18 protein-coding genes are annotated in these 24,740 nt (G+C 69.6%); 2 read left to right on the top strand and 16 right to left on the bottom strand.

Annotation, left to right across the window (positions count from 1 at the left end; all coding sequences use genetic code 11):
- Positions 1–144: 144 nt before the first annotated feature.
- Together AZOLI_RS04465 and trpE are read left to right on the top strand one after the other, a co-directional pair.
- A complete protein-coding gene (locus AZOLI_RS04465) occupies positions 145–2,025 on the top strand; it encodes a peptidylprolyl isomerase (RefSeq protein ID WP_014247392.1) in 1,881 nt (626 codons plus the stop codon).
- Between the two features lie 41 nt (positions 2,026–2,066).
- Positions 2,067–3,578, top strand: coding sequence for an anthranilate synthase component I (gene trpE / locus AZOLI_RS04460; protein WP_014247391.1), 1,512 nt, complete (start codon positions 2,067–2,069; stop codon positions 3,576–3,578).
- 406 nt (positions 3,579–3,984) lie between these two features.
- On the opposite strand, the gene AZOLI_RS04455 is transcribed toward trpE, so the two are convergent.
- The 16 genes from AZOLI_RS04455 to AZOLI_RS04380 form a co-directional block, all read right to left on the bottom strand.
- Positions 3,985–7,110: an efflux RND transporter permease subunit gene (locus AZOLI_RS04455; RefSeq protein WP_014247390.1), complete on the bottom strand. Its 3,126-nt coding sequence runs from the start codon at positions 7,108–7,110 to the stop codon at positions 3,985–3,987.
- Entirely contained in the window at positions 7,107–8,366 is a 1,260-nt protein-coding gene (locus AZOLI_RS04450) for an efflux RND transporter periplasmic adaptor subunit (RefSeq protein ID WP_014247389.1), read from the bottom strand. The genes AZOLI_RS04455 and AZOLI_RS04450 overlap by 4 nt, the downstream gene beginning before the upstream one ends.
- A 36-nt stretch (positions 8,367–8,402) precedes the next feature.
- The gene (locus tag AZOLI_RS04445; protein WP_014247388.1) at positions 8,403–9,011 is read right to left on the bottom strand and encodes a TetR/AcrR family transcriptional regulator; all 609 of its coding nucleotides are present in this window, start codon (positions 9,009–9,011) and stop codon (positions 8,403–8,405) included.
- 293 nt (positions 9,012–9,304) lie between these two features.
- Positions 9,305–10,927, bottom strand: coding sequence for a BON domain-containing protein (locus tag AZOLI_RS30280; RefSeq protein ID WP_014247387.1), 1,623 nt, complete (start codon positions 10,925–10,927; stop codon positions 9,305–9,307).
- Between the two features lie 280 nt (positions 10,928–11,207).
- A complete protein-coding gene (locus tag AZOLI_RS04435; RefSeq protein WP_044549680.1) occupies positions 11,208–11,606 on the bottom strand; it encodes a response regulator in 399 nt (132 codons plus the stop codon).
- 89 nt (positions 11,607–11,695) lie between these two features.
- Entirely contained in the window at positions 11,696–12,034 is a 339-nt protein-coding gene (locus AZOLI_RS04430; protein WP_014247385.1) for an STAS domain-containing protein, read from the bottom strand.
- 131 nt (positions 12,035–12,165) lie between these two features.
- A complete protein-coding gene (locus AZOLI_RS04425; protein WP_014247384.1) occupies positions 12,166–14,319 on the bottom strand; it encodes a PP2C family protein-serine/threonine phosphatase in 2,154 nt (717 codons plus the stop codon).
- A gap of 9 nt (positions 14,320–14,328) precedes the next feature.
- Positions 14,329–15,777 carry a HAMP domain-containing protein gene (locus tag AZOLI_RS04420; protein WP_014247383.1) on the bottom strand — a complete coding sequence of 483 codons (1,449 nt, stop codon included), beginning with the start codon at positions 15,775–15,777 and terminating at the stop codon, positions 14,329–14,331.
- On the bottom strand, positions 15,774–16,565 hold the full coding sequence (locus AZOLI_RS04415; RefSeq protein ID WP_014247382.1) for a hypothetical protein: 792 nt from the start codon (positions 16,563–16,565) through the stop codon (positions 15,774–15,776). Before AZOLI_RS04415 ends, AZOLI_RS04420 begins: the two co-directional genes overlap by 4 nt.
- A 57-nt stretch (positions 16,566–16,622) precedes the next feature.
- Complete coding sequence (locus tag AZOLI_RS04410; protein ID WP_014247381.1) at positions 16,623–17,447, bottom strand: GNAT family N-acetyltransferase; 825 nt, start codon at positions 17,445–17,447, stop codon at positions 16,623–16,625.
- Positions 17,444–18,517, bottom strand: a complete 1,074-nt coding sequence (locus AZOLI_RS04405; protein WP_244442520.1) for an ABC transporter substrate-binding protein — start codon at positions 18,515–18,517, stop codon at positions 17,444–17,446. The genes AZOLI_RS04410 and AZOLI_RS04405 overlap by 4 nt, the downstream gene beginning before the upstream one ends.
- A gap of 5 nt (positions 18,518–18,522) precedes the next feature.
- The gene (locus tag AZOLI_RS04400) at positions 18,523–20,691 is read right to left on the bottom strand and encodes an MFS transporter (protein ID WP_014247379.1); all 2,169 of its coding nucleotides are present in this window, start codon (positions 20,689–20,691) and stop codon (positions 18,523–18,525) included.
- Positions 20,688–21,446: a hypothetical protein gene (locus AZOLI_RS04395; protein ID WP_014247378.1), complete on the bottom strand. Its 759-nt coding sequence runs from the start codon at positions 21,444–21,446 to the stop codon at positions 20,688–20,690. The genes AZOLI_RS04400 and AZOLI_RS04395 overlap by 4 nt, the downstream gene beginning before the upstream one ends.
- A gap of 30 nt (positions 21,447–21,476) precedes the next feature.
- Positions 21,477–22,811 (bottom strand): type VI secretion system baseplate subunit TssK, encoded by a 1,335-nt coding sequence (tssK, locus tag AZOLI_RS04390; protein WP_014247377.1) that lies wholly within the window; start codon positions 22,809–22,811, stop codon positions 21,477–21,479.
- A gap of 55 nt (positions 22,812–22,866) precedes the next feature.
- Positions 22,867–24,123 carry a type VI secretion system-associated FHA domain protein gene (locus AZOLI_RS04385; RefSeq protein ID WP_014247376.1) on the bottom strand — a complete coding sequence of 419 codons (1,257 nt, stop codon included), beginning with the start codon at positions 24,121–24,123 and terminating at the stop codon, positions 22,867–22,869.
- A 4-nt stretch (positions 24,124–24,127) separates the two neighbouring features.
- The gene (locus AZOLI_RS04380) at positions 24,128–24,700 is read right to left on the bottom strand and encodes a DUF6931 family protein (protein WP_244442519.1); all 573 of its coding nucleotides are present in this window, start codon (positions 24,698–24,700) and stop codon (positions 24,128–24,130) included.
- Between the last annotated feature and the right edge of the window lie 40 nt (positions 24,701–24,740).

Here is a 24,740-nt window from a genome sequence, read left to right as displayed (position 1 = left end):
TCTTTGTCGTGAGAAAAGGCCCGCCGCAGATCGGCTTTCCGGAAATGACTCTGACGGAAAAGGGCTGTTGCCGCCCCACCCTCCCCTATCTATGATGCGCCGCCCCGGCCGGATGGCCGAACGACGCGCTCAGATTCGGGTCCCATGCTCCAGTTCATCCGCAATTTCGCCGGCTCCTGGGTCGTCAAGATCCTGTTCGTGCTGTTGATCCTCAGCTTCGGCGTTTGGGGCATCGGCGACGTGTTCCGTGCCTCCACCCCCACCACCGTCGCCCAAGTCGGCAAGGTGGAGATCGAGCAGCAGACGCTGGACCAGGAATTCCGCCGGCAGATGGAACGGCTGCGCCCGATGCTGGGCGGCACCCTGACCGCCGAGCAGGCCAAGCGCTTCGGCCTTCTGGAACAGTCGCTGCAATCGCTGATCCAGCGCACGCTGTTCGATCTCGCCGCGACCGACATGGGCATTTCCGTCGGTCCGGAGGTGATCCGGCTGCGCATCGCCGACGAGCCGGCCTTCCGCAACCAGCAGGGCCAGTTCGATCCGAACATCTTCCGTTCGGCGCTGCGCAACGCCCAGCTGACCGAGGATGCCTATGTCGCGATGATCCAGCGCGACACGGCGCGGCAGCTGGTGGCCGGCGCCGTCGCCGCCGGCCTGACGCCGCCGCAGCCGCTGGTGCAGGACCTCTACCGCTTCCGCGGCGAAAAGCGCGTGGCGGAGGTCGTGACCCTGCCCAACGGCGCCATCGGCGATGTCGGGGTGCCCGACGACGCGGCGATCAAGCAGGCCTATGAAGACCATCAGGTCCGCTTCACCGCCCCGGAATACCGGTCGCTGACCGTCGCCCTCCTGTCGCCCGATGCGCTGGCCAAGGACATCAAGATCGACGATGCCGAGCTGCGCAAGGCCTACGAGGAACGGGCGAGCGAATTCGGCGCGCCGGAAAAGCGCACCGTCCAGATGCTGGTTTTCGATGACGAGGCGAAGGCGAAGCAGGTCGCCGAAGCCGCCAAGACCAAGGGGCTGGCCGAGGCCGCCAAGGATGCCGGCCAGGAGCCGGTGACGCTCGACAACATCGCCCGAACCGACCTGCCGGAAATCGGCGACGCCGCCTTCGCGCTGGAAGAGGACAAGACCTCCGATGCGGTCAAGAGCTCGCTCGGCTGGCACGTCATGGCCGTCACCGGCGTGACCCCGGCGACCACCCGCAGCTTCGAGGATGTGCGCGACCAGCTGGCGAACGACCTGAAGAAGGAGCAGGCGCTCGATTCCGTCTTCTCCATCGCCAACCGGGTCGAGGACCAGCTCGCCAGCGGTGCGTCGCTGGACGAGGTGGCGCAGGCCCAGGGGCTGGCCCTGACCAAGGTCGCCGCCATCGACAGCACCGGCAAGGCGCCGGACGGCAAGGACGCCGCTCCGGACCTGCCCGGCCTGAAGGCGATGCTGCCCACCGCGTTCCAATTGAAGACCGGCGCCACCTCCAACCTGACCGAAGGCGAGGGCAGCATCTTCACCGCCGTCCGCGTCGACAGCGTGATCCCCGCCGCGGTTCGTCCGCTGGCCGACGTCCGCGATCAGGTCATCGCCGACTGGCAGCAGGAACAGCGCGCCGAACGCGCCGCCAAGAAGGCGGAGGAGATCGCCGCCCGCCTGAAGCAGGGCGCGGAGGCCGCGGCCCAGGATGTCGCCACCCAGGCCGGCGCCAGCTTCGCCATGACGGCGCCCTTCACCCGCGATGCCCAATCGGTCCAGGGCCTGCCGGGCGACATGGTCGCCAAGCTGTTCGCCGCCAAGCCGAACGAGGTGGTCAGCGGCACCACCGCCGACGCCCAGGTCGTCGCCCGCCTGAAAGAGGTCATTCCGGCCGATCCGAAGGCCGCCGATGCCGATCTGGCGCCGGTCCGCGCCTCCGTCGAGCAGGGGCTGGAGAACGATCTGGTGGCCGAGTTCACCAACGCGCTGCGCGACAAGTATCCGGTGCAGATCTACCGCCAGCGCATCGACCAGTTCTTCGCCAGCAACTGAGGCTCCGGCTTAGCCGACAGCCAAGCAAGAGGTCTCGTGCCGTGAAGGTCCAGCCCGATATCGCCAGCTTCGACGCCGCTTACGCCGCCGGTCGGCCGCAGGTGGTGTGGACCACGCTGGTCAGCGACCTGGAGACGCCGGTCTCCGCCTATATGAAGCTGGCGGACGGGCGTCCCTTCGGCTTCCTGCTGGAATCGGCGGAGCGCGGGGCCGGCTCGCGGCGCGACCGCTATTCGGTGATCGGCTTCAAGCCGGACGTGGTGTGGCGGTCGCGGGGCAACAGGGCGGAGATCAACCGCGACGCCCTGCATGACCGCGACGCCTTCCAGCCGCTAGGCGCCGCACCGCTCGAGGCACTGCGCACGTTGATCAAGGAGAGCCGGATTCCACTGCCGGAGGAACTGCCGCCGATGGCCGCCGGGCTGTTCGGCTACATGACCTACGACATGGTGCGGCTGATGGAACGGCTGCCGGACAACAATCCGGACGAGCTGAACATTCCCGACGCCATCCTGACCCGGCCCAGCATCGTCGCCATCTTCGACAGCCACACCGATTCGATCACGCTGGTGACGCCGGTCTGGCCGAAGGCTGGCAAGGACTCCGCCGCGGCCTATGCCGACGCGCGGGAACGGCTGACCGATGCGCTGGCCGACCTCGAACGCCCCCTGCCCTACCGGCGCGAGCCGCGGACCGAGACCGGCCTGCCGCTGGCCTGGACCTCCAACACGACGCGCGAGGAATATCACGCCATCGTGGAGAGGGCGAAGGAGTACATCCGCGCCGGCGACATCTTCCAGGTCGTGCCGTCGCAGCGCATCCGCTTCCCCTTCAAGCCGTCGCCGCTGTCGCTGTACCGCACGCTGCGCCGCCTGAACCCGTCGCCCTTCCTGTTCCACTGCGATTTCGGCGACCTCACCATCGTCGGCTCCAGCCCGGAAATCCTGGTGCGGGTGCGCGACGGCAAGGTCACCGTCCGTCCCATCGCCGGCACGCGCAAGCGCGGCGCCACCACGGCGGAGGACGAGGCGCTGGCCGCCGATCTGCTGAGCGATCCCAAGGAGTTGGCCGAGCATCTGATGCTGCTCGACCTCGGCCGCAACGATGTCGGCCGGGTGGCGAAGGTCGGCACCGTCAAGGTGACCGCCAAGATGATCGTGGAACTCTACAGCCACGTCATGCACATCGTGTCGAACGTCGAGGGCGAACTGGACCCGAAATTCGACGCGCTCGACGCGCTGGTCGCCGGCTTCCCCGCCGGCACGGTGTCCGGCGCGCCCAAGGTCCGCGCCATGGAGATCATCGACGAGTTGGAGAAGGCGCGCCGCGGCGTCTATGCCGGCTGCATCGGCTATTTCGGCGCGTCGGGTGCCATGGACACCTGCATCGCGCTGCGCACCGCCGTGCTGAAGGACGGCATGATGTATGTCCAGGCCGGCGGCGGCGTGGTCGCCGACAGCGATCCCGAGGCCGAGTATCAGGAGACCGTCAACAAGTCGATGGCCCTGATCCGCGCCGCGGAAGAGACGCTGCGCACGACCGCGCGCGGGTAGTCGTTTTTCACATGACAATCAAAAAAGGCCGCTGACGAAGCGGCCTTTTTCATGCCTGTGTGGCGGCACACGGCACGCCCTCGTCCCGGAACGCGATTATCCGCAGAATTCTGTTCGCCGAAAACGCAAGCCGGCGCACACATCTGCAACCATGTGGTTATAGTGGCCGGGTGCGGACGGGGTGGCGGATGGGCCGCCACCGCCGCACACCAAGGGAGAGAAGAGGATGGAGAAAATCCTCGCACTCCTGATCCTGCTGTTGCAGATCATCAAGGCGTGCCTTGATCTTCTGAACCGCTGATCGGATGGGCGTATCGGGGTCTAGCCACCCCGGTACGCCTGTCCCCAAAGATAAGCCATTTCACGCGTCCCGCAAGATGCTTCTGCACGCGGAGCGATTGCGGGATCAGTCGTCGCCGCCGGCCGGCATCGGGCCGTGCGGCAAGTCCGCCTTGCCGCCGCGCTGGAACAGGTTGGCGACGAAGCGGCCGAAATCCTCCATGTAGAGGTAGAGCGACGGCGTGATGTAGAGCGTCAGCACCTGCGACACGCACAGCCCGCCGACCACGGCGAGGCCCAGCGGCTGGCGCAGCTCGGCGGCGGCGCCATGGGCGATGGCGATGGGCAGCGTCCCCATGATGGCGGCCATGGTGGTCATCATGATCGGGCGGAAGCGCAGCAGGCACGCCTGTTCGATGGCGTCATGCGCCGACATGCCGTTGCGCCGCGCCTCCACCGCGAAGTCGATCATCATGATCGCGTTCTTCTTCACGATGCCGATCAGCATCAGGATGCCGATGATGGCGATCATGCTGAGTTCGGTGTCGAACAGCATCAGCGTGCCCAGCGCGCCGATCACCGCGGAGGGCAGGCCGGACAGGATGGTCAGCGGGTGGACGAAGCTCTCATACAGCACGCCCAGCACGATGTAGATCACCAGCACCGCCGCCGACAGCAGCAGCGCCTGCCCGGCCTGGGCATCCTGGAACACCTGGGCGGTGCCGGCGAAGCCGGTGGTGATGGTGGGCGGCAGGCCCATCTCGCGCTCAGCTTCGCGGATCATGTCCACCGCCTGTCCCAGCGAGGCGCCGGGCGCCAGGTTGAAGGACAGGGTGACCGCCGGAAGCTGGCCCTGGTGCGCCACCGCCAGCGGCCCGGCCGTCCGCTCCACCCGCGCGAAGGCGTCGAGAGGTACCAGCTTGCCCGACGTGGTGGAGCGGACATAAATGCGCGACAGCGAACTGTCGTCGCCCTGGTATTTCGGCTCCAGCTCGATCAACACCTGATAGTCGTTGCTGGGGGTGTAGATGGTCGACACCTGCCGCTGACCGAAGGCGCTGTAGAGGGTCGAGCGCACCTGATCGACGCCGATGCCCAGAGTCGCCGCCTTCTCGCGGTCGATGTGGACATAGGCCTGCGGATTGTTCAGCTGAAGGTCGCTGGTGACGTCCTGCAGGATGGGGATGCCGTGCAGGGTCTGCTCCAGCCGGCCCGACCATTGATAGAGCTCGTCCAGGTCGAGCCCCTGGATGGTGTACTGGTACAGGCTCTTGGAGGTCCGGCCGCCGATGCGCAGGTTCTGCACCGGCTGCATATAGACGGCCATGCCGGGAATGCCGTTGACCTGACGACGCAGTTGCTGGATCACGTCGCCGATCGCAGGACGCTCCGCGCGCGGCTTCAGCGTGACGAACATGCGGCCCTGGTTGCCGGTGCTGCCGCCGACACCGACCGAGGAGATCACGTCGACCACCGCCGGATTTGCCTTCATGATGGCGGCGACCTGCTGCTGGCGCTCGGCCATGGACGGGAAGGCGATGTCTGCCCGTGCCTCCGTCGTCACCTGGATCTGGCCGATGTCCTCGGTCGGGAAGAAGCCCTTGGGGATCGCCTGATAGAGCACCGCGGTGCCGATCACGGTGGCGATCATCACCAGCCCCATCAGCGGCCGGTGGCGCAGCGTCCAGCGCAGCGTGCGGGCATAGCCGTTGAGCAGCGCCGAGAAACCGCCTTCCAGCACACGGCCGAACCAGCCCTCCTTCTCGCCATGGGCATGGTGGACCAGGAAGCGGGAGCACATCATCGGCGTCAGCGTCAGCGACACGAAGGCCGACGCGGCAATCGCCATGGTCACGACCAGCGCGAATTCATGGAACAGCCGCCCGACCACGCCGCCCATCAGCAGGATCGGGATGAACACCGCGACCAGCGACAGGGTGATCGACAGAATGGTGAAACCGATCTCGCGCGAGCCCTTGATGGCGGCCTCGAACGGCTTCATCCCTTCTTCGACGTAGCGGACGATGTTCTCCATCATCACGATGGCGTCGTCCACCACGAGGCCGACGGCCAGGGTCAGGGCCATCAGCGAGATGTTGTCGACCGAAAACCCCATCAGGTGCATGCCGCCCGCCGTCGCGATCAGCGAAATCGGCACGGCCAGCGCCGGGATCAGGGTGGCGGAGAGACGACGCAGGAACAGGAAGATCACCAGCACGACCAGCACGATGGTCAGGGCCAGGGTGAACTGCACGTCCTCCACCGCCTGACGGATCGATTGCGAGCGGTCGTTGACGATCTGGATGGCGGCGGAGGCCGGAAGCTGGGCCTGGAACACCGGCACCAGCGCGCGCACCCGGTCCACCACGTCGACGGTGTTGGCGTCGGGCTGGCGCTGGACCGCCAGCATGATGCTGCGCGTGCCGTTCAGCCAGCTGGCGGTGCGGTTGTTCTCCACGCTGTCCAGCACCTGCGCCACGTCGCCCAGCCGCACCGGTGCGTTGTTGCGGTAGGCGACGATCAGCTCGCGGAAGGCGGCGGCATCGGGAAGCTGCGGGTTGGCCGCAATCACCAGCTGCTGCTGCTGGCCGGTCAGGGTGCCGACCGGGGTGTTGGCGTTGGCGGCGGCCAGCGCCTTCTGCAGCTCGTCGATGCCGATGCCGCGCAGCGACAGCGCGTTGGGGTTCACCTGCACCCGCACCGCATATTTCTGCGAGCCGTAGATCTGGACCTGCGCCACGCCCGGCAGGGTCGCGACCTTCGGCTGGATCAGCGTTTCGGCGATGTCGTTCAGCCGCGCCAGCGGCAGGGTCGGCGAGTTCAGCGACAGGAACAGGATCGGCTGGTCCGCCGGGTTCACCTTCCGATAGCTGGGCGGCGTGGTCATGTCGGCCGGCAGCCGGCGCTGGGTGCGGGCGATGGCCGCCTGCACGTCGGCCGCCGCCGCGTCGATGTCGCGCTCCAGCACGAACTGGATGGTGATGCTGGTGTTGCCGAGCGTGCTGTTGGAGGTCAGCGTATCGATGCCGGCGATGGTGGAGAATTCCCGCTCCAGCGGACTGGCGACCGATGCCGCCATCGTCTCCGGCGAGGCGCCGGGCAGCGTGGCGGTGACACTGACCACCGGAAAATCCACCCGCGGCAGCGCCGCGGTGGGCAGCTGGCGATAGGCGGCGAGACCGCTCAGCACCAGCGCCGCCGTCAGGAGAATGGTCATCACCGGACGGCGGATGCAGAGTTCGGAGAGGTTCATGTCGCACCCCCGCCTGTCTTGTCCTGGGTCAGGACGCTGCGGCCGGCCGCGTCCTGTGCGGCGGAACCCTGCCGGCGGTCGCCCTCGGCGGTTTCGCCGGACGAGGTTCCGGCGGGCTTGCCGCCGGGCCGCTCGGTCACCTTCGCGCCGGGGGACAGGCGCGACTGGCCATCGACCACCACCCGCTCGCCGGCCTGCAGGCCTGAGGCGATGATGCTGAGGCCGCCATGGGTGCGCTCGACCGTGACCGGGCGGACCTCCACCGTCTCGTCGGCCTTGACGACATAGACGAAGCGGCCTCTCTGGCCGGTCTGCACCGCAAGATCGGGGATGGTCAGGGCGTCGTGCTCCACCCGCAGGGTCAGCACGGTGTCGACGAACTGGCCCGGCCACAGCCGGGTGTCGGCGTTCGGGAATTCGCCCTTCACCAGGATGGTACCGGTCTGCTGGTCGACCTGGCTGTCGACGAAGGACAGCCTGCCCTCCGCCGTCTCGCCGCGGCTGCCGGCGATGGAGGCGGTGACCGGCAGGGTTCCCGCCTCCATCGCGGCGCGGATCGCCGGCAGATGCCTTTCCGGGACGTTGAAGGAGACGTTGATCGGCCGCAGCTGGGTCAGGGTGACCAGGGGGTTGGTGTCGGCGGCGCGGACCATGGTGCCGACCTTGGCATTCACCGTACCGGTACGCCCATCCATCGGCGCGGCGATGCGGGTGAAGCTGAGCGATACCTTCGCCGCCTCGATCGCCGCGAGATCGGCCTTCACCGTGCCTTCCAGCGCGTCGGCGGTGGCGACGGCAGCGTCATAGGTGGTGCGGGAGATGGCGCTGGTGCGCACCAGCTCCGCATAGCGCCTGACATCCCCCTTGGCCTTTTCCAGATTGGCGCGGTCGCGCTCCAGATTGGCCTGAGCCTGTCGCAGTTGGGCCTCCAGCGCCCGGCTGTCGAGGGTGAACAGCGTGTCTCCCGCCTTCACCTCCTGCCCCTCGGCGAAGTTCACCGTCTCGACCACGCTGTCGACGCGGGCCTTGATGGCGATGGCGGCGATGGGCTGGACGCTGCCGATGGTGACGATCTGCTCCGGCACGGCCTGGACCGCCACCTTCCGGGTCACCACCGGAACCGCACGAGTTCCCGCCGGCGTCGCCTCGGCCTTGGCGGTCTGGGACTGGCCCCCGGCATGCCGGGTCTCATACCAGTAGTACCCGCCGCCGCCGAGCAGTGCCGCAAGCAGCAGGGCCAGGAAAAGCCGTCTCATCCGTTGGGACTCCAAACGCCGGGGGCCGGCTTGCGCTTATATGAAAGGAGGCAGATTGGTCAGGCCGGACATCAGGAAGTCGATGACGGAACGCTCCAGCGCCTCGCGCGGGCGTTCGTCCATCTGCATGATGCCGCCGCGCACCATGCCGATCACCAGAAGCGGCACGATTTCCAGATCGATCTTGCGGAACTCGCCCGACGCCATGCCGTCGGCCATGACCTGCTGCAGGGCGGTCGCGGTGCGCTCGCTGCGCCGGCCGATGATCCGGCGCGTGCGGTCGGCAAGGTCCGACTGCTCGCCGCCCAGCCGCTTCAGCGTCTGCAACTGCTCGCTCAGCGTGCCGACCAGGGCGGAGACCATCGCCGACAGCCGGACGGAGGCCGGAACCTGCTGCGGCGCGATTTCGGCGTTCAGCTTCTGCTCCAGCCCGCCGAGCGCCCGTTCCAGCGATTCCAGATAAAGCTCTTCCTTTGAGGGGAAGTAGCGGTACAGCGTGGCCTTGCCGACGCCGGCCCGCTTCGCCACCTCCTCGACCTGGACGGAGGCATAATCGCGGCCGGCGAACAGTTCCACCGCGGCGTTGAGGATCACCTCGCGCCGCCGAGCCCGCCAGTCAGGTATCTCTTCCGCATCGAGAGGCATGAATGGAACCCACGGGTTTCGAAAAATGACGATAGTGGAGTTCCCTAGAGTGTCAAGGAACCACTCTCCAGTGAAAATGAAATCGGCGTCATGCTGAAAAGCCCATCGCGGGCAAGGGATTGACCGCTCCGGACCACGACCATCATACGCTGTGCCGGTGGCGAGGCGGGATCATTAGAACGGGAAGGGCGCGAGCCCCGGAGTCCCAGGGCGATATTGCCTGGGAAACCGGGACCCGCGCCCATGGAGAGGACTTGCCGTCATCGAATACGCACCCTTGCGGGCGTGGCAGGTCAGCTCCGCGTGGTGGAGGATCGGCCGGTGCCGACCGAACCGGTGACGCCGGTGGTGGAGCCGCTCATCGATCCGGTCCCGGCGGAGGCGCCGGCAGGGCCGCCGCTGGTGCCGGCCCCGGTGCCGCCCCCGGAACTGGTTGAGGACGGCGATGCGGACCCGGTGCCGCTGCCGGTGGCCGCGCCGATGCCGGCGTTGGTGCCGACCGTGGTGTCGCCCCCCTGCAGGCCGCCCGTCGTGCCGCTCATGGCGGAGGCGGTGGTGCCGGACGTGGTGCCGGTGGAGGCACCGGAGGTCGGACCGGTCCCGGAACCGCTCCCCGCATTCGCCATCGCCGACGCGCCGGCCCCGGTGGAGCTGCCCCAGCCGGACCCGCCCCGATTGCCGGTCTGGCTGCGGACGCGCAGGTTGTTCTGCACATGGGTCACGCCGGACACCGCCTCGGCGACATCCTCGGCGCGGCGCTTGGTGTGACGGTCGGGGACCATGCCGGTCAGCGTCACCTCGCCGCTGCTGACCGTCACCTCGATGTCGGACGCGTCGATGTAGGCGTCATCGGTCAGGCGGTCGCTGACATCCTCGCGCACCCGCTCGTCGGAGCGGCTGTAGCCGCGCGGCCCGCGGCCACGATGCTGGGAAGCACGGTGCTCGTCGTCGTGCCGGCGGCGTTCGGCATCGTCGTCGCCGAACCAGGAGGCGATCTCGTCGCCGGCCTGTTCCCAGAAGCCGCGCTGCTGCGAGCGGCCACGGTCGTCGCCCCGGCGCTCGCCCCGGCCACCGCCGTAGCCACCCCGAGCCTCCTGCGCGCGGTACATCCCGCCGCGGTCCTCGCCCCAGGAGCGGTCGCGGTCCTCGTCGCGCCGATAGCTGCCGCCGTAGCTGGTCGATGAACTGCTGCCGAAGTCGCGCCGGCTCGAACCGCCGCGTTCCCACTCGCCACGGTCCCGGCCGGACTCGTAACCGCCGCCATCGCCGCCCCCATAACCACCCTGCGAGCCGTAATCGCGGTTGCGGTCGTCGCGGCTGGCATAGTTGCGGTCGCCGGACTCGCGCTCGCCATATTCCCGGCCGCCATAGCCGAGGGAGCCGCGGCCGCGGACGACCTGCTCGCCCTCGCCATAGGGGCGCACGCTGTAATCGCGGTCGCGATACTCGCTGCTGCCGACGTCGCGGCTGGTATAGTTGCCTTCGGTCCCGGCATTGCCGGCGCCGGCATAGCCGCCATACTCGCTCGACCCGGAGCGCCCGCCATAGCCGGCGCCATAGCCGCCGCGGCTCATGTCGCGCCCGCCGCCGAAGCTGCGGTCATAGACCCGCTCCATCTCGCGGGCGTTGTCGCGGCGGTTGTCGCCGCTGTCCCTATGGGAATCGCGGCCGAAGCCGCCGGATTCGTTGCCGACGCGCCCTTTGTAACTGGGATCGCGGGAAAGCCGGCCGCGCTCGTCCTGGTGAAGGTGCGCCTGCGGGTGATACATGCTCTCGCGGTCGCCGGACCGGTAATCGTCCGGATCGTAGACGCCGGCATGGCGGGCCTCGCCCCAATCCCGGTGCCGGTTCGGTTCGCGGTCGTCATTGCGCCAGTCGCGGCCCTCACCGCGCCACCGATTCTCGTGCTGCGCCATCGTGGTCGGCTCCCTCTTGCTGGATTCTTGGAACTGCGGTCGGCCCGGCGCGATTGGCATCGGCCACCGGCGCCTGTGCGCCCGCGTTTCCCGAACAACAGGGGGGACCAAATGGCGTTCCGGATTTTTCCCGGCCGCCGACGGTCCAGCTGGAGAGTTCTGGCACGGACTTTGCGTGGCTATAAGCGGTTGGTTCCACGCATCACTTGCGGCTTCGGCGCTTCATGCACCGAAGCCGCTTTCTTTTGCGCCCTATTATTGGGCAGAGACTTCAAACTGCTTAATTTGCATGCGACTGGTCGAGCAGGCGGGCAACCGCAGCCCCCAACTCCTCGTTGAGGAAGGGTTTGTAGATGATCTCATCCGCATTGAACATGCGCGTCATCTTCAGGAGATAGCCCGCCGGCATGTTGGGCGCGCCGCCGGACATGGCGAGGATCTTCACGTCGGGTTGTGCGGTGCGCGCCGCCTTGATCAGCTCGATCCCGTCCACCTCCGGCATTAGCACGTCGGTGACGATGAGGTCGAAGCTGCGGCGGTCCAGCGCGCGGATGGCGGCGCGGCCATTCTCCGCCTCGGTCACGTCGAAACCGCGGCCTTCGAGATAGCCGGCCACCGACAGCCGCACGGCCGGCGAGTCTTCAACAACCAGGATGTTTGGCCGAATGGCACTTCCCATCACACACCCGGCCCCCTTTCGGGAACCGCCTTATCGCAAGGCCGGCCGCAGCCGGCGGAAAACGCACCCCCGACGCCCGATCCCCGCTGTCATCCACCCAGCGCCGCGACGGCGGCAGCCGCATCGGCATGGATCTCGAACAGAGACGAGAAGCCGCTGACATCGAACACCTCGCGGATGTGCGACGCCATGGCCGACAGGGCGATGGCTCCGCGCTTCGCACGGGCCGCCTTGGCGGCGACCAGCAGACAGCGAAGCCCGGCAGAACTGATGTAGGAAAGCTGCTCCATGTCGACAACGAGCCGCGTGCCCTCGGCCCCGATGGCCGACAGCAGCGCCGCCTCGAACTGGGCGGCGTTGCCGCTGTCGATACGGCCTTCCGCGCGCAGCACCGTGACGCCGTTGACCGACTGTTCGGTAATATTCATCCCCTGCCCTCGCCTTGTCTTAGCTGGATGTTACCAGGATCTTTCCTATCCCGTGCTTATACCACGCCCTCGCAAGTCCGACGATGCATTCGAGGGCAGGACGGGCGCCTGCCATCATCGATTTATCGGCATCAGGCGACGGGATCGGCCAGCTGCGCCACGGCGGCGGTCGGCGCCTCCGCCGCCCCGCGCCAGCGCAGGACCAGACAGGTGATGTCGTCGGACTGCGGCGCACCGGCGGTGAAACGGGCGACGTCGGCAAGCACTCCGTCCAGCCCGTCGCGGGCGGAGGCATTGGCCTGCCCGCCGACTGCGGCAACAAGCCGCGGGTCGCCATACATCACCTCTTCACCATTGAAGGCCTCGGTCACGCCATCGGTGAACAGGAACACCATATCGCCGGTGTCCAGCGTCACGCTCTTCTCGCCGAAGGGCATGTCGGGCATGGCGGCCAGCGCGATGCCGGGGGTGCGCTCCAACTCCTTCACCGCGCCGGACGCGGTCATGCGCAGCGGCGGGTTGTGGCCGCCGTTGGAAAAGGCGAGCACGCCGGTGCGCAGGTCCAGCTCGCCGTAGAAGACGGTGACGAACATCATCTGTTCGTTTTCCGCGGCAAGCAGGTTGTTGACCCGGCGCATGGTCTCCGCCGGGCCGACGCCGGATTCGGCGATGGCGCGCAGCATGGTGCGGGTGATCAGCATGAAGAAGGCGGCCGGGATGCCCTTGCCCGACACGTCGGCGATGACCAGCGCCACCTTGTGCTCGGAAATCGGGAAGAAATCGTAGAAGTCGCCGCCGACCTCCTTGGCCGGGATCATCCGCGCGGCGATGTCCAGCTCGGCCAAGTCGGGAAAGACCTGCGGCAGGATGGTCAGCTGCATGGTGCGGGCGATCTCCAGCTCCTGCTGCAGGCTGATCAGCCGCCGCTTGTCGGCGAGAGCCTCGCGCAGGTCGCGCACCATCTGGGTCAGCTGCACCTGCTGGGTGCTGACCCGCGTCGCCAGCCTGGAGAAGCCCAGCGCCAGCAGCCCCAGTTCATCGCCGACGCCCTTGGACTGGGCGGACTGGGCGTCGTGGGTCTCGGCCTCGATCTGGCGCAGCTCCTCCAGCAGGTTCTGGCGGGCGTCCTCCTCCAGCGTCACCGCCAGCGCCTCCATCTGGCGGCGGATGAAGCGCTGCTGGCGGCGCAGGCGCCGTTCGCGCTGGCCGGCGCTGCGCTCGATCTCGCGCATCACGCCGCGGAAGACCTCCACCGCACCGGCGATCCGGCCGATCTCGTCATTGCCGGCCGGCAGTTCGACATAGCCCATGGCGCGCCCGCGGGAGAGGTCCTGCAACGCCTTCACCGCCCCGTCGAGGGTGGAGAAGTTCCGCCGCAGGAAGCCGTAGAGCAGGCCGAGCGCGCCCAGCAGCACCAGCCCGACCGCCGCGACATAGGCGACCGACCACAGAGCCTGTTCCTCCACCGCCTGGGTGACGTCGGTGGCGATCAGCACGGTGGCGACACGCCCGCCGGCAAGGTCGGCGACCGGCAGGCTGGCAAGCGCATAGCGGCGCCCGCCACCGGCGATGGTGGCGATGCTGCGTTCCGCCGGGCGGACCAGCGGCTTGACCGCCGGCCACAGCGGATCGCTTTGCCCGTCGAAAACCGTGCCGTTGCGGGTCACGGCGAAGACGCGCCCGCCGGTGGTCCGCCGCAGCACGTCCAGCGCGGCGACGAAATCCAGCCCGGCGACGGCGGCACCGGTGACGCCGGCCCCGCTGCCCGCCCCGCCGCCGGCCCCGGTCCCGGCATAGATCGGCACGCCGGCCACCACGACCAGCCGCTCGCCGTCGACCAGACGGACGCCGCGCGCCAGCTTCTGACCGGACAGGATGGCGTCCAGCGCGCCGCGGTTCAGCAGCGGTTGCGGTTCCAGCGCCGGGTCGGTGCTGTAGAGCAGCTCCCCCGACTTCGACAGCAGGTTGACGTCGGTGATCCCGCCGGTGGCGGGGGCGGCGACGATGCCGAGCGCCGCGACACGGCGGTCGAGGGCGCCGCGGTCCTCCGCCTCCACCGTGCGGGCGATCTCGGCGTCGCCCGCCATCCGGCCGAGACCCTGGTCGATGCGTCCGACCGCGCCCGACACGGCCAGCTGCCACGAGGTTTCCAGCCGGGCCAGCTCAAGCTCGCGCGCACGGCGGTCGAGGGCATCCTCGCGCAGCGCGGCAAAACCGAGAAGAAGACCGGCCACCACGGTGACGGTGGCGAGAACGAACAGGATGATGCGGGTCTGAAGCAGCATGGGGGCCTCTCAGCTCCGCGAAACGACGATGGGGCGGGCCAGCAGCGCAGCCAAGGCCGCCGGCAACAGCGACGATGCCGCGAGCATCCCGCCGTCCCAGCCGACCGCCGCCGCCCACAAGAGGGCCGCGACAATCCCGGAGGCCAGCGTCCGCAACAGCGAAAGCTGCCCGCCATCGGCCGCCTGACGGCGCACATAGGACAGCGCCAGCCCGGCGGCGAAACCGCCGCACACTCCGCCGGCCAATCCGGCAGGCAGCGATGCACCGCCGAGCAGCAGCACCGCCGCCGTCGACAACAGCGCCAGCGCATTCAGCACCGCCGCGACACGGCGCCAGCCGGGCGGGACGACATAGCCGGCAATGGCACCGACCAATGCAGCGGCCACCACCAGGGCCAGCGCCGGACCGGCCAGGGAAAGGCTGCCGGCGAGAACCAGCATCGCCGCCGCCGCGGCCGACAGCAGGGCGAAGGCGAGGACATCGTCGGATCGGGAATCGATCTCGCGGCGCGGCGCCGCCTCCAGGCCCGGACCGAGGGCGGTCAGAGCCGACAGTCGCGTGTTCTCGACCGCAGAGGCCACCTCCGGATCGAAGACGGCGGCGCGCACTTCGTCGGCATGGGCGGCGAAGCGCTGGCGGCGCTCGTGAAGGCCGAAGACCACGGCGTTGAAGGCGAACAGCAGCCGACCGACCTGATCGCGCGGACGGCGGCCCAGCAGGGTGGCGAAATGCCCGTCCGCCGCATCCGCCATCGCAAGGGCAAGGCGGCGCAACGGCGCACGGAAGCTGGCACGGGCCAGAACGCCGGCCAGCTCGGCCAGCAGCAGCAGAACCGCCAGTCCTCCCAGCGCCACCGTCGCCAGCTCCCCGGCGATCTGACCACGCACCTGCATCGGCTGGACGCCCACCAGCACATGGCCGGCCGGCGGCTGGCCCACTCCGCCGCCGCCGCCTTCCGACGACAGGCGGCCGACCCGCACCGGCACCCGCAGGATCAGCAGGCCGTCGCGCTCGATCGGCTGGAGGGTCGCGGCACGGGTTTCCGGCGTCGGCAGGCCGCGCAGGCCGGCGGTCAGCGCCTGCAACCCGGCAGCGTCGATGCCGCCGCCGGCATTGACCGCCCCCTGCAGCAGCACACCGTCGCCGCCGGTCAGCGCCAGGAACCCCAGATCGGGGTTGCGGTTGGCGATGCCCTGAAGGAAGGCCGCCACCCCTTCGATGCGCGGCAGGGGAATGCCGTAGCCGATGGCGCGTTCCAGATCATGCTGAACCGCCTCCGCCACCGCGGCGGCCTTGGCGGCGCGCGCCTCGCCCAGCTGGTCCTGCGCCAGCCAGGTGCCGAGCAACCCGACCCCGGCCATCACCAGGGCGGCCACCAGCAGGATGACGGCGGGAATGCCGGCCATGAACAGGCGATGGCCGCGGAATGCGCCGCGAACGGTGTTGCGGGTCGTCATGCGAGTTCATCCAGGCGTGCGACTTCGCGCTCCGCCTCGTCCAGGATGGTCAGGCGCCGCCGCACCGCATCGGTGAAGGCGGCGGCCGGCAGCCCTAACGTCTGGTGCGCCAACTGCGCCGGCAGTTCGGCGCGGATGCGCCCGACCTCCCCCAGCCCTTCGAGGGTAGCCGCAAGGTCGGACAGCGAGCGGCGCGGTCCGGCAGCAAGCCGCAGGCCAGCCAGCCAGCCCAGCAGGGCCAGCGGAAGCACGATCAGCACCGCGCCGATGGAAAGGGTCAGGGCATAATGGCGCATCGGCTCGTCCATCGCGCCGGCCGGCATGCGAACCAGCAGGCTGCCTGCCACCGTGTCGAAACTGGTGGCGAGTCCGACGCCATAGACCCGTTCGTCCCCGCGCTCCTCCGACCAGAAGCCGCTGACGCCGCCATTAGGCTCGACCGAGGTCCGAACGGGCAGATGCTCGCCCACCTCCACCGCGTTGGTCGAAAACAGGACGGTGCCGGTCTCGTCCAGAACGGTGACCGACTGGATGCCGGGAAGGGCGACGCGGGCGCGGGCCAGCAGCCCGTCGACCTGCGGCAGGTCGCCCAGCGCAAGGCCGAGATTCAGCTGGGTCTCGAGCGATGCCTTGGCCTCGCTCAGCACGAAACCGACCTGGGAGGTCACGGCCTCGTCCAGGCGGCGTGCCTGTTCGCGCGTCCACATCACGACGGCGGACAGGGCGGAGACGAAGACCGCCACCGCCATGAACGCCGCCAGCCGCGCCCCGAAACTGCCCGATCCCATCCCGGCCATCCCCCTCCAGCCGGCCGAGCGCCTCAGCGCCCGCCCGGCCCCGTGCCATCATGCTCCAGCGGAGCCCTTTTCCCGGCCGCACAGCGCGTACCAGCGCAGCGCGGCACCGTCGCCCACGGCGACGCGGCCCCAGACATGGCCGCGCTCGAACACGTCCCAGCGTCCAGCCAGCTCCTCCACCGCCACCAGTTCGGCGCTGGCGGTGTCGAAGATCGGATCGGCGGTGAAATCGCGGTGGACCAGCAGGCGCACCAGATCGCCGCCGACGCGGACCAGCCGCTTGGGATAGATGCCGTGGCCGGCCAGATGGCCCCAGCTGCGGTGGTTGCGGGTGCTGACCGTGGTGATCAGGTGCCGGCGGCCCAGCGCCTCCGCCACCTCGATCCGCCAGTCGATCAGCCGGTGATGCAGGCCGCGCCCGCGCTCCGACGGATCGACCATCGCCGACGACATGTGCGCGACCCAGGGCAGTTCCGCTTCCGGAAGATCGAGGTCGCGGCCACGGTTGGGGTCCTTGCCCGACGGCAGGCCCAGCGCGCCGTAGGCGACCAGACGGCCGCCGGAACCATCGCCGCTGCGCCCCTCGTGACGGAAGATGCCGGCGGTCAGCCCCTTCTCGCCCAGATGGTCGGCGACGAAGTTCCCGACCTCGCCCGCCATGCGGTAATGGTCGGGATCCTCCAGCGTCGCCACCACGCGGACGCGGAAGTCGGCCAGCAGGTTGGAATCGTCCAGGTCCATCATGCGGGCGGTCAGCCCGTCCGGCAGGTCGGCGGCCAGCGCCTGCAGGCGGACGGCGGCCACCGCGCGGGCGGCCTCGCCACACAGGGGGGCTCCGCCGAACGGCAGGGTCATGGGGATGCGGGCGCTCATGATTCGATGATTTCCGCGAAATTCAGGAGGCCGATGGGCGGGTAGTACTCCAGCGCCCGAACGGTGGCCATGTTGATGATGACGGAAAAGCGCTTCAGCGTTTCCACGGGAATTTCGGCCGGACTGACGCCGTCCACCAGGATCTGCGCCGCCTTGAAGGCGGTGAAGCGGCCGATGCCGTAGGCGCTGCTCGCCAGCGCCAGCATCGCCTTGTCGGTGCGCACGATCAGCTCTGTCACCGAGAAGGTCGGCAGGCCCAGGCGCAACGCCTCCGCCGCCACCACGGTGCGGTTGTGGAAGGCGATGAAGGTGTCGGGACCGATATAGAGGACCTCGCCCCCGCGCTTCGCCACCCGGGCCAGCGCGTCGGGCACCGCGGCGGAGATCGGCTCGCCGCGGTCGTTCAGGGGGACCGGCTCCTCGATCAGCTCCAGCCCGCGCAGCGCCGTCTCGGCCCGCAGCCCTTCCACCGTGAGAACGGAGTTGCGTTCCTGCGGGTTGAAGACCACGCCTAGCCGCTTGATCGGGCGGTAGGCCTGGATGGTGTTCAGCTGCACCGCGATGGGCGCGATGTGGATGGTGCCGGTGACGTTGCGTCCCGACCCTGCGAGGTCGGGCACGATCTTCGCGTCAACCGGAGCGGCGACGAAGGTGAAGACCACCGGAATGTCGGTGATGTGCTTTTGCGGGTCCGCCGCGTCATAGGGGCCGACCAGAGCCCTGGTCTGTGGCGTCCCCCAGCTGTAGACGAGGTCGGGCCGAGTGTCCTTGATCTCCTGGATGATACCCGGGAGCTTGGCGGTGTCGCCGCCGGTGTTGCGGATGGTGTAGTCCACCTTCAGGCCGCGCCGGGCCAGATAATCCTTGAAGCCGAACTCGTTGTCGCTTTCGCCGCGGCCCAGCACCATGGTGATGCGGAAGGTCTTGTCGGGCACCGTCGCGGCCAGCGCCGTCCCGATCAGCGAGTTGCCGGCCAGCGGCAGTCCGGGCAGGGCCAGCCCGCCGGCAGCGGCGAGGCGCAGCAGCGAGCGGCGGCGGATGCGGAGGAGATCGCTTTCGTCGACTCTCATCGCGGTCATGCCTCCTGTGGCCGGGCGGCGGGAGTTGCCGGACGCCCGGTGCGGAAAAGGATCCAGAACAGAAGCGCGCTCACCCCGCACAGCAGGCCGATGCTCAGCATCGCCTCGCGGTAGGAGGTGGCGACCGCCACCGCCATTGCGGTGACGGGGCCGAGCGCGCCGCCCAGCCGTTCGATCAGCCGGTACCAGCCGATGGCCGCGGTTTCCGGCAGGCCGCCGTCGCGGGCGATCTGCGAAACCAGCGTCAGCTGCGGCGCACCGACCAGCGCCTGCGACAGGCCGAACAGGGCGATGGCCAGCGGCGGCCCCCACATCGCCTGGGTGGCGACGATCGGCAGGCAGCTCGCCAGCGTGCCGATGCCGCCGAGGGCGATGAAACCGCGCCGCGCCTGCCATCGGTCGGACAGGCTGGCGGCCAGCGGCGACACCAGGATGAAGGCGACGAAATACATCATCTGCACCCGCCCGATCTCCGCCTTCGACGCGCCGTCGGCGGTCAGCAGCAGCGGCACGAGGCAGAAGAGGAAGGCGGTGGATGCGATCTTCGTCGGGATGGCGCTCAGCACCATCAGGGCGGAGAAGCGGAAGTCGCGGAACAGCGGCAAGGCGCTGCCCATCGCCGGCCGGGACGCCGCACCGGCAGCGGCAGGAGATTGCGCCGCACCGCGTCCGCGCAGCAGAAGCAGGCTGACCGACAGGCCGGACCCGAGCGCCAGAAGCGCACCCAGCAGGAAGGTGGCGCGGAAGCCGATCTGGTCGGCGATGATGCCGCCGCTGACCGGACCGCAAACGCCGGCGGCCAGCAGGGCGCCGATGAACATGGCCATGCCGGCGGCGCGGTTGCGCGGGGTGGTGTGGTCGACGACGATTCCCTGCGCGGTGATCAGCACAAGCCCATAGCCGAGCGCGGTCAGGCAGCGCCACAGCATCAGCTCTGCCAGCGACCCGGCAAAGGCGGTCAGCGCCAGGCTGACGGAGCCCAGCAGCGCGCCGATGGTGAAGGCGCGCGACCGGCCCCAGCGTTCGGAGAAGCGGGCGCCGCCCGGCTGCGACAGCGCCCAGATCAGCATGAACAGCGTGATCGGCAGGCTGACCACCATGTCCGGCGTCAGCCACGGCACCTCGCCGGCGAAGGACTTGGCATAGGCCGGCAGGAAGGGGCGCGACAGCTCCTCCGACAGGCAGAACAGGAAGACCGGCAGTCGCAGGAAGACGAGGTTCAGCGGCGTCGGCGGCGGGCGCGCGGAGTCCGGATCGCGGAAGCGGAAGCGGCGGGCGAGCGCCGACAGCCCGGCCTCGGCCCGGCCGACCCGCGGGTCGTCGCCGCCCAGCCGGCCGCGAAGCTCCGCCACCCGCGCGGCAAGCCCGGCATAGCGGGCGTTCACGCTGTCCAGAGCGGCGCGCACGCCGCCTTCCAGCGCCCGGTCCTCCGTCGCCGCGAGCGGCCCCGGTATCTCCGGCAGGGTGGCGCGGAAATCGCCCTCCTCCGCCCGGTCGGCCAGCAGCCGAAGGGTCAGCACCCGCCGCATGGCGAGATTCACCACCAGCTGCAGCACTTCGAAGATCAACAGGACGGAGACGATGACCACCGACAGCACGTCCAGTGCCAGATCGGTCGAGGCCTTGGCCAGGAAGGCGCTGTCGACGCCGACATGCAGCCCGCCGGCCGGACTGGCGCTGTCGCCCAGCGGGCGCAGGACATCGACGAAGCCGCGGGCAAGCCGGCCGTCGGCCGGGCCGGTCAGCCGGTCAGCCGACAGCGCCGTGATGCCGGCCAGCGGTCCGCCCGCCGCGGCGACGATGCGTCCGGCCGGGTCGGTCACCGCGATGTAGGCGATGTCGTCGTGGCGCTCGACCTCCGCCGCCAGCAGGGCATCGAGGCCGGCCATGCGCTCCAGCGGAATGCGCACGCCAAGCCCGCGGTCGATCTGCGCCCCCATCAGGTCGCCGACCGTCTGCGCCTTGCGCGCCAGTTCCGGCTGGAACAGCGGGTCGAAGCTGCGCAGCGACAGCCAGGAGGCCGCGCCGGCCGCCAGGAGCAGGACCGCCACCGTGACGATGGTCAGCCGCAGCACCAGTGCGCTGATCGGATCGCGCCGCTTGGTCGGCCTGGCGGCGGATTTGGCGGCGGATTTGGCAGGGGCGTTGCGGGCCGGGTCGCTCATGTCACCGCGCCCTTCGCTGGGTGTGGTCCGGGGGCATTCGGCGCCATGGCGTCCAATTCGCGTTCCAGGTCTTCCATGGCGTGATCGGCCTCGGCGATGCCGTGGTTCAGGCGGTCGCGCACCACGCCCAGCGGAGCAGTGCCGTCGGCCAATCCACCGCGTCCGCCGCGCTGCCGCACCACGACGAAGACGGCGGCCAGCGTCACCAGCGCGGCGACCCCCACCAGCGCCAGGATGCTGCCGCGCAACCCCTCCTCGACCGCCGCAACCCGCGACTTCAGCCCGGTCAGGGAGGAGCGCAGGATCACCTGCCCCACCGTCTGCCCGAAGCTGTTGCGCACGTCCGAGCCGAGGATGAGGACATCGCCCTCGATCTGCCGGCGCAGAGTTCCGGTTGAAGCGTCCTCTTTCCAGCGGACCGGCGTAGGCTGCCCTACGGCATTGCGGTCGGCGGCGAACAGAACGATGCCGCGGTCATCGACCACCTCGACGCCGAGGATTTCCTCGCCGGACGCGGCACGCTCGGCCTGGGCCTGCAGATCGACCAGCTCGGACAGGTCGAGGCCCAGCGTCAGGCCGTATTCGACCCGGCGCCGCATCTCGTCCGCCACCACCGTCAGGCGGGATCCGGCGACCTCGCGCAACTTTTGCTCGAATTTCAGTCCCGACAACGCAACCGACAACAGCACGGCGGTCGCGACCGTCGCCGCTATGACGGCACCGGTGCGCAGGGCCAGCACCCCGCCCAGCCTCATGGTGTCCCTACAACAGGAAAAGGTGATGCTTCAGCCACGGATCGCCCAAAGCTCCATCGCCACCTGGGGGAAATCACCCGCTAGATGAACCGCGATTCCGCCCGAAGTTGCAAGCTGTTTCCAAATCGGGCTACCCCGTTCGAGCTCGAAATACACGGCACCTGCATGGTAGGGCAGCTGGCGCAGAGCGACAGGCAGCGGCCTTACTCGGATTCCGGGCAACTGTACATTGACCAGTTCGCGAATTTGCTCCACCGGGCCGATCTTGACCAGCGCGGGGAAGTTGCGGCGCAACGCCTCGCCCGGCATGTCCGCCCGCACCGCCAGCACGAAGGTCGCCGTAGTGATCAGCGAACGGTCGGCGATGGTGCCGACGCGGATGCCGTATTTGCGCTCCTGCAGGTCGATGGGAATGGCGGTCTGTTCCAGCACCGCGCTCAGCGAGCGGCGGATCTCCGCCATCACCGGTTCGAGCGTGCCCTGCAGATCCTCGTGGCGGTAGGGCGGGAAGCTGGGCGGCCGCTTGTTGACGGCGGTGAAGGTCGCCAGTTCGCCGGCCAGCCCCAGCATCATGCCGTGCAGCCGTTCCGGATGGATGTCGGGCATGCGGGCGATGTTGGCGAACAGCGGTTCCGAGCGGTTGGCGACCTGCAGCATCAGGAAGTCGGCCATCTCGCCGGCGCCGCGCCCGTTGGACCCGCCGACACGCGCGGCCAGCGCTTCCGACCGGCTGTTCAGCAACCCCTGGATCTCGGTGACGAAGCCGGCCAGCGGGGCCAGCGCCTGGACGTTCAGGGCCGGCGGGATATAGCGCTCGTCCAGCGTGGCCTGGCGGTCCGACCGCACCTCCTGGATGCGGGCGAGGCCCAGGCAGTGGTAGCCGGCGCGCTCCTGCCGCTCCAGCCGGTAGCGCAGGCGCAGCCGTCCGGTGCGGATGCGCGACACGCTGGCCGACCCGGCGATGGCGTCGACCGTCTCCGTCTCCTCACCGACATAGCGGGTGGCCGCGTCGGCGCTCTCGCCCACCTCGAATTCCACGCCGCCGCGCTGGCGGATGGGCAGGGCCAGATAGACGATGCTGTTGGCCAGCGTTTCCGGCAGGTCGAGCGGCGGCGGCGGATCGTCGTCGTCGGGGATGTTGATCGGCGTCCCGTCCTCCAGGATGCCCTTGCAGCGCAGGACGGCGAACTTGCCGACGGCCAGAAGCTCGCGGTTGATCGTCAGTTCGCTGATGCCCCAGGCGAAGGGGCGGATGCCGCCGACACGGCCGCGCACCAGCCGCTCGACATAGCGGTCCTGCTGCTGGAAATGCTGCGCCCGCAGGAACATGCCTTCGGACCAGATGACCTTGTCGTCCCAACTCATGGGCGCTTTCCCTCTCGCAGGCTGATGGTCGTTGCCATGGGTTCCGTCCCGCCGGTCAGCCGCCCAGCGCGTGGCGGTGGATCGGCAGGAGCCGGCGGTACAGGGCGGCCAGCCGGGTGCCGCCGTCGGCGGTTTCCCCCGTCAGTTCGCGCACCGCCGCCAGCAGGGCCGACTGGTGGGCCGCACCGTCGGACACCGCCGCCTGCAACAGCGCCTCCGCCTCGGCGAGCGGCAGGGCACGCAGGCGGGCGAGCGCGTCGTCGGCATCCACGGCGCGGCGCAGGATCGAGTCTCCCTGCGCCATCGTGTCGTCCGGGTCGAGGCCGAGCATGGCCTCCAGCGCCGCCTGCCGCCGCACCAGCGACAGCACGACATCGACCAGCGCGCGGCTGAGCGCGTCGGCGGCCGGATCGGCGGGAACCGGGTTGACGGATGGCGCAGCGAAGGGCGACGGACGCGCGCCGAAGGCCGGCGGGACCAGCGGCTCGTCGGCCCAATCGTCAGGCGGAATGGCGGGCGGGTTTGCAGGCGGGTTCGACGGCTGGGTGGCCGGCGGAAGGTCGACGGGATCGTCCAGCCAGTCGTCGGGGATCGACGAACCGCCATTGCCCTTGTGGAAGCCGGCATCGAAGCCGGCATCGAACTTGGCGGCGCCGAATCCCGCCTGCCCGGTCGACACCCGGATGGTGCCGAGGCTGTCCGGCGAGAAGTCGGTCTGGGTGGAGCCCGGCCAGTCGGGATCGCCGCCGGAGGCGTTTCCGGCCGCGGTCGGCTGCCAGCCGCCAGCCGAATTGCCGCCCCAGCGCGTGTCCGGCTGCGGCAGGTCGCCGAACAGGTCGTCATCCTCCGGAATCGGCATCACCGACATCGGTCCGCGGCCGAAGGCCGGCAGGGCGAAGGGATCGTCCTCGGGCGAGGCCGCCGGTGACTGCGCCGGTTCGTCGGAGCCGCGCAGCACCGCCAGGAAGGGGTCGTTGGCGGGCGGCGCCTCCTCCGCGGCGAAGCCGGCGCGCATGACGAAGCCGCCCATCCGCAGCCGGTCGCCCTCGCCCACCACGGCGGAGTTGCCGCGGCCGATGGGGGTCGGCGCGTCGTTCAGGAAGACGCCGTTGGTGGAACTGTCGATGACGATGTAGACGCCACCCTTGAACTCCACCATGCAGTGGATCTTGGACAGCATCCGCTCCGGATCGTTCAGCACCCAGTCGCAATCGGGACCGCGGCCGATCACCAGCCGGCCGGTGCCGAGATCGCGGGCGATGTCGCCACCCTGCGCGGGCGGGCATTGGATCAGGGTCAGGCGCAGCTTCATCGGATCACGCCGCCCCCACCTTGCCGCTGCCGCCGTTGGCGATGTCCAGCGCCTGGGCCAGCGCCGCCCTGTGGCGTGCCTTGATCTCCTTGGGCACCGCCGCGGTGGCGAGCAGCACGGCGGCGGCGGCGGCCGTCCCGGTCAGCCCGTCGCCCGGCGGCACCACCACCGCCGCGTCGGGCGGGGCGAGGCTGCCGCCGGACCAGAAGGCGGCCATGGCGGCATAGGCGCAAGCGGTCTCGAAATTCATCGCCTCGGCCGGGGCGAAGCAGGCGCGGCGGTTCTCCTCCGTCGGGCGGTAGACCCAGGCCTCCGCCGCCTCCAGCGCCGCGACGTCGGCCGGCGCCGGCTCGGCCTGCAGCGCGCCGCGGGCGGACAGGCAGCCCCACCACACGGCCTCGCGCCGCGGCAGGGCAATGGCCAGCAGCCGGATGGCGTCCGCATACAATTCGCCGTCGATCAGCGCCTTCAGGAAAACCGCCGTCGGAGCGTTCGGCGCGAACAGCGCCTTCGCCTCCGGCGACAGGTCCAGCCCCGCGACCGCTTCGGCCGCGCGGGCGAAGCGCAACTTCGGCAAAAGCCCGATGTCCACCGTCCCAACCCCGCTGTGATGACCG

The sequence above is a fragment of the Azospirillum lipoferum 4B genome (assembly GCF_000283655.1).
GTDB classification, from domain to species: domain Bacteria; phylum Pseudomonadota; class Alphaproteobacteria; order Azospirillales; family Azospirillaceae; genus Azospirillum; species Azospirillum lipoferum_C.
This window is presented reverse-complemented; position numbering and strand designations above follow the sequence as displayed.

What these genes read in the sequence shown, in the direction of transcription:
- AZOLI_RS04430 (WP_014247385.1), bottom strand. Translation starts at nt 12,034, where the DNA reads ATGAATATTACCGAACAGTCGGTCAACGGCGTCACGGTGCTGCGCGCG.
- AZOLI_RS04455 (WP_014247390.1), bottom strand. Translation starts at nt 7,110, where the DNA reads ATGAACCTCTCCGAACTCTGCATCCGCCGTCCGGTGATGACCATTCTC.
- AZOLI_RS04395 (WP_014247378.1), bottom strand. Translation starts at nt 21,446, where the DNA reads ATGAGGCTGGGCGGGGTGCTGGCCCTGCGCACCGGTGCCGTCATAGCG.
- AZOLI_RS04450 (WP_014247389.1), bottom strand. Translation starts at nt 8,366, where the DNA reads ATGAGACGGCTTTTCCTGGCCCTGCTGCTTGCGGCACTGCTCGGCGGC.
- AZOLI_RS04465 (WP_014247392.1), top strand. Translation starts at nt 145, where the DNA reads ATGCTCCAGTTCATCCGCAATTTCGCCGGCTCCTGGGTCGTCAAGATC.
- AZOLI_RS04420 (WP_014247383.1), bottom strand. Translation starts at nt 15,777, where the DNA reads ATGACGACCCGCAACACCGTTCGCGGCGCATTCCGCGGCCATCGCCTG.
- AZOLI_RS04400 (WP_014247379.1), bottom strand. Translation starts at nt 20,691, where the DNA reads ATGAGCGACCCGGCCCGCAACGCCCCTGCCAAATCCGCCGCCAAATCC.
- AZOLI_RS04410 (WP_014247381.1), bottom strand. Translation starts at nt 17,447, where the DNA reads ATGAGCGCCCGCATCCCCATGACCCTGCCGTTCGGCGGAGCCCCCCTG.
- tssK (WP_014247377.1), bottom strand. Translation starts at nt 22,811, where the DNA reads ATGAGTTGGGACGACAAGGTCATCTGGTCCGAAGGCATGTTCCTGCGG.
- AZOLI_RS04415 (WP_014247382.1), bottom strand. Translation starts at nt 16,565, where the DNA reads ATGGGATCGGGCAGTTTCGGGGCGCGGCTGGCGGCGTTCATGGCGGTG.
- AZOLI_RS30280 (WP_014247387.1), bottom strand. Translation starts at nt 10,927, where the DNA reads ATGGCGCAGCACGAGAATCGGTGGCGCGGTGAGGGCCGCGACTGGCGC.
- AZOLI_RS04445 (WP_014247388.1), bottom strand. Translation starts at nt 9,011, where the DNA reads ATGCCTCTCGATGCGGAAGAGATACCTGACTGGCGGGCTCGGCGGCGC.
- AZOLI_RS04435 (WP_044549680.1), bottom strand. Translation starts at nt 11,606, where the DNA reads ATGGGAAGTGCCATTCGGCCAAACATCCTGGTTGTTGAAGACTCGCCG.
- AZOLI_RS04425 (WP_014247384.1), bottom strand. Translation starts at nt 14,319, where the DNA reads ATGCTGCTTCAGACCCGCATCATCCTGTTCGTTCTCGCCACCGTCACC.
- AZOLI_RS04385 (WP_014247376.1), bottom strand. Translation starts at nt 24,123, where the DNA reads ATGAAGCTGCGCCTGACCCTGATCCAATGCCCGCCCGCGCAGGGTGGC.
- AZOLI_RS04405 (WP_244442520.1), bottom strand. Translation starts at nt 18,517, where the DNA reads ATGAGAGTCGACGAAAGCGATCTCCTCCGCATCCGCCGCCGCTCGCTG.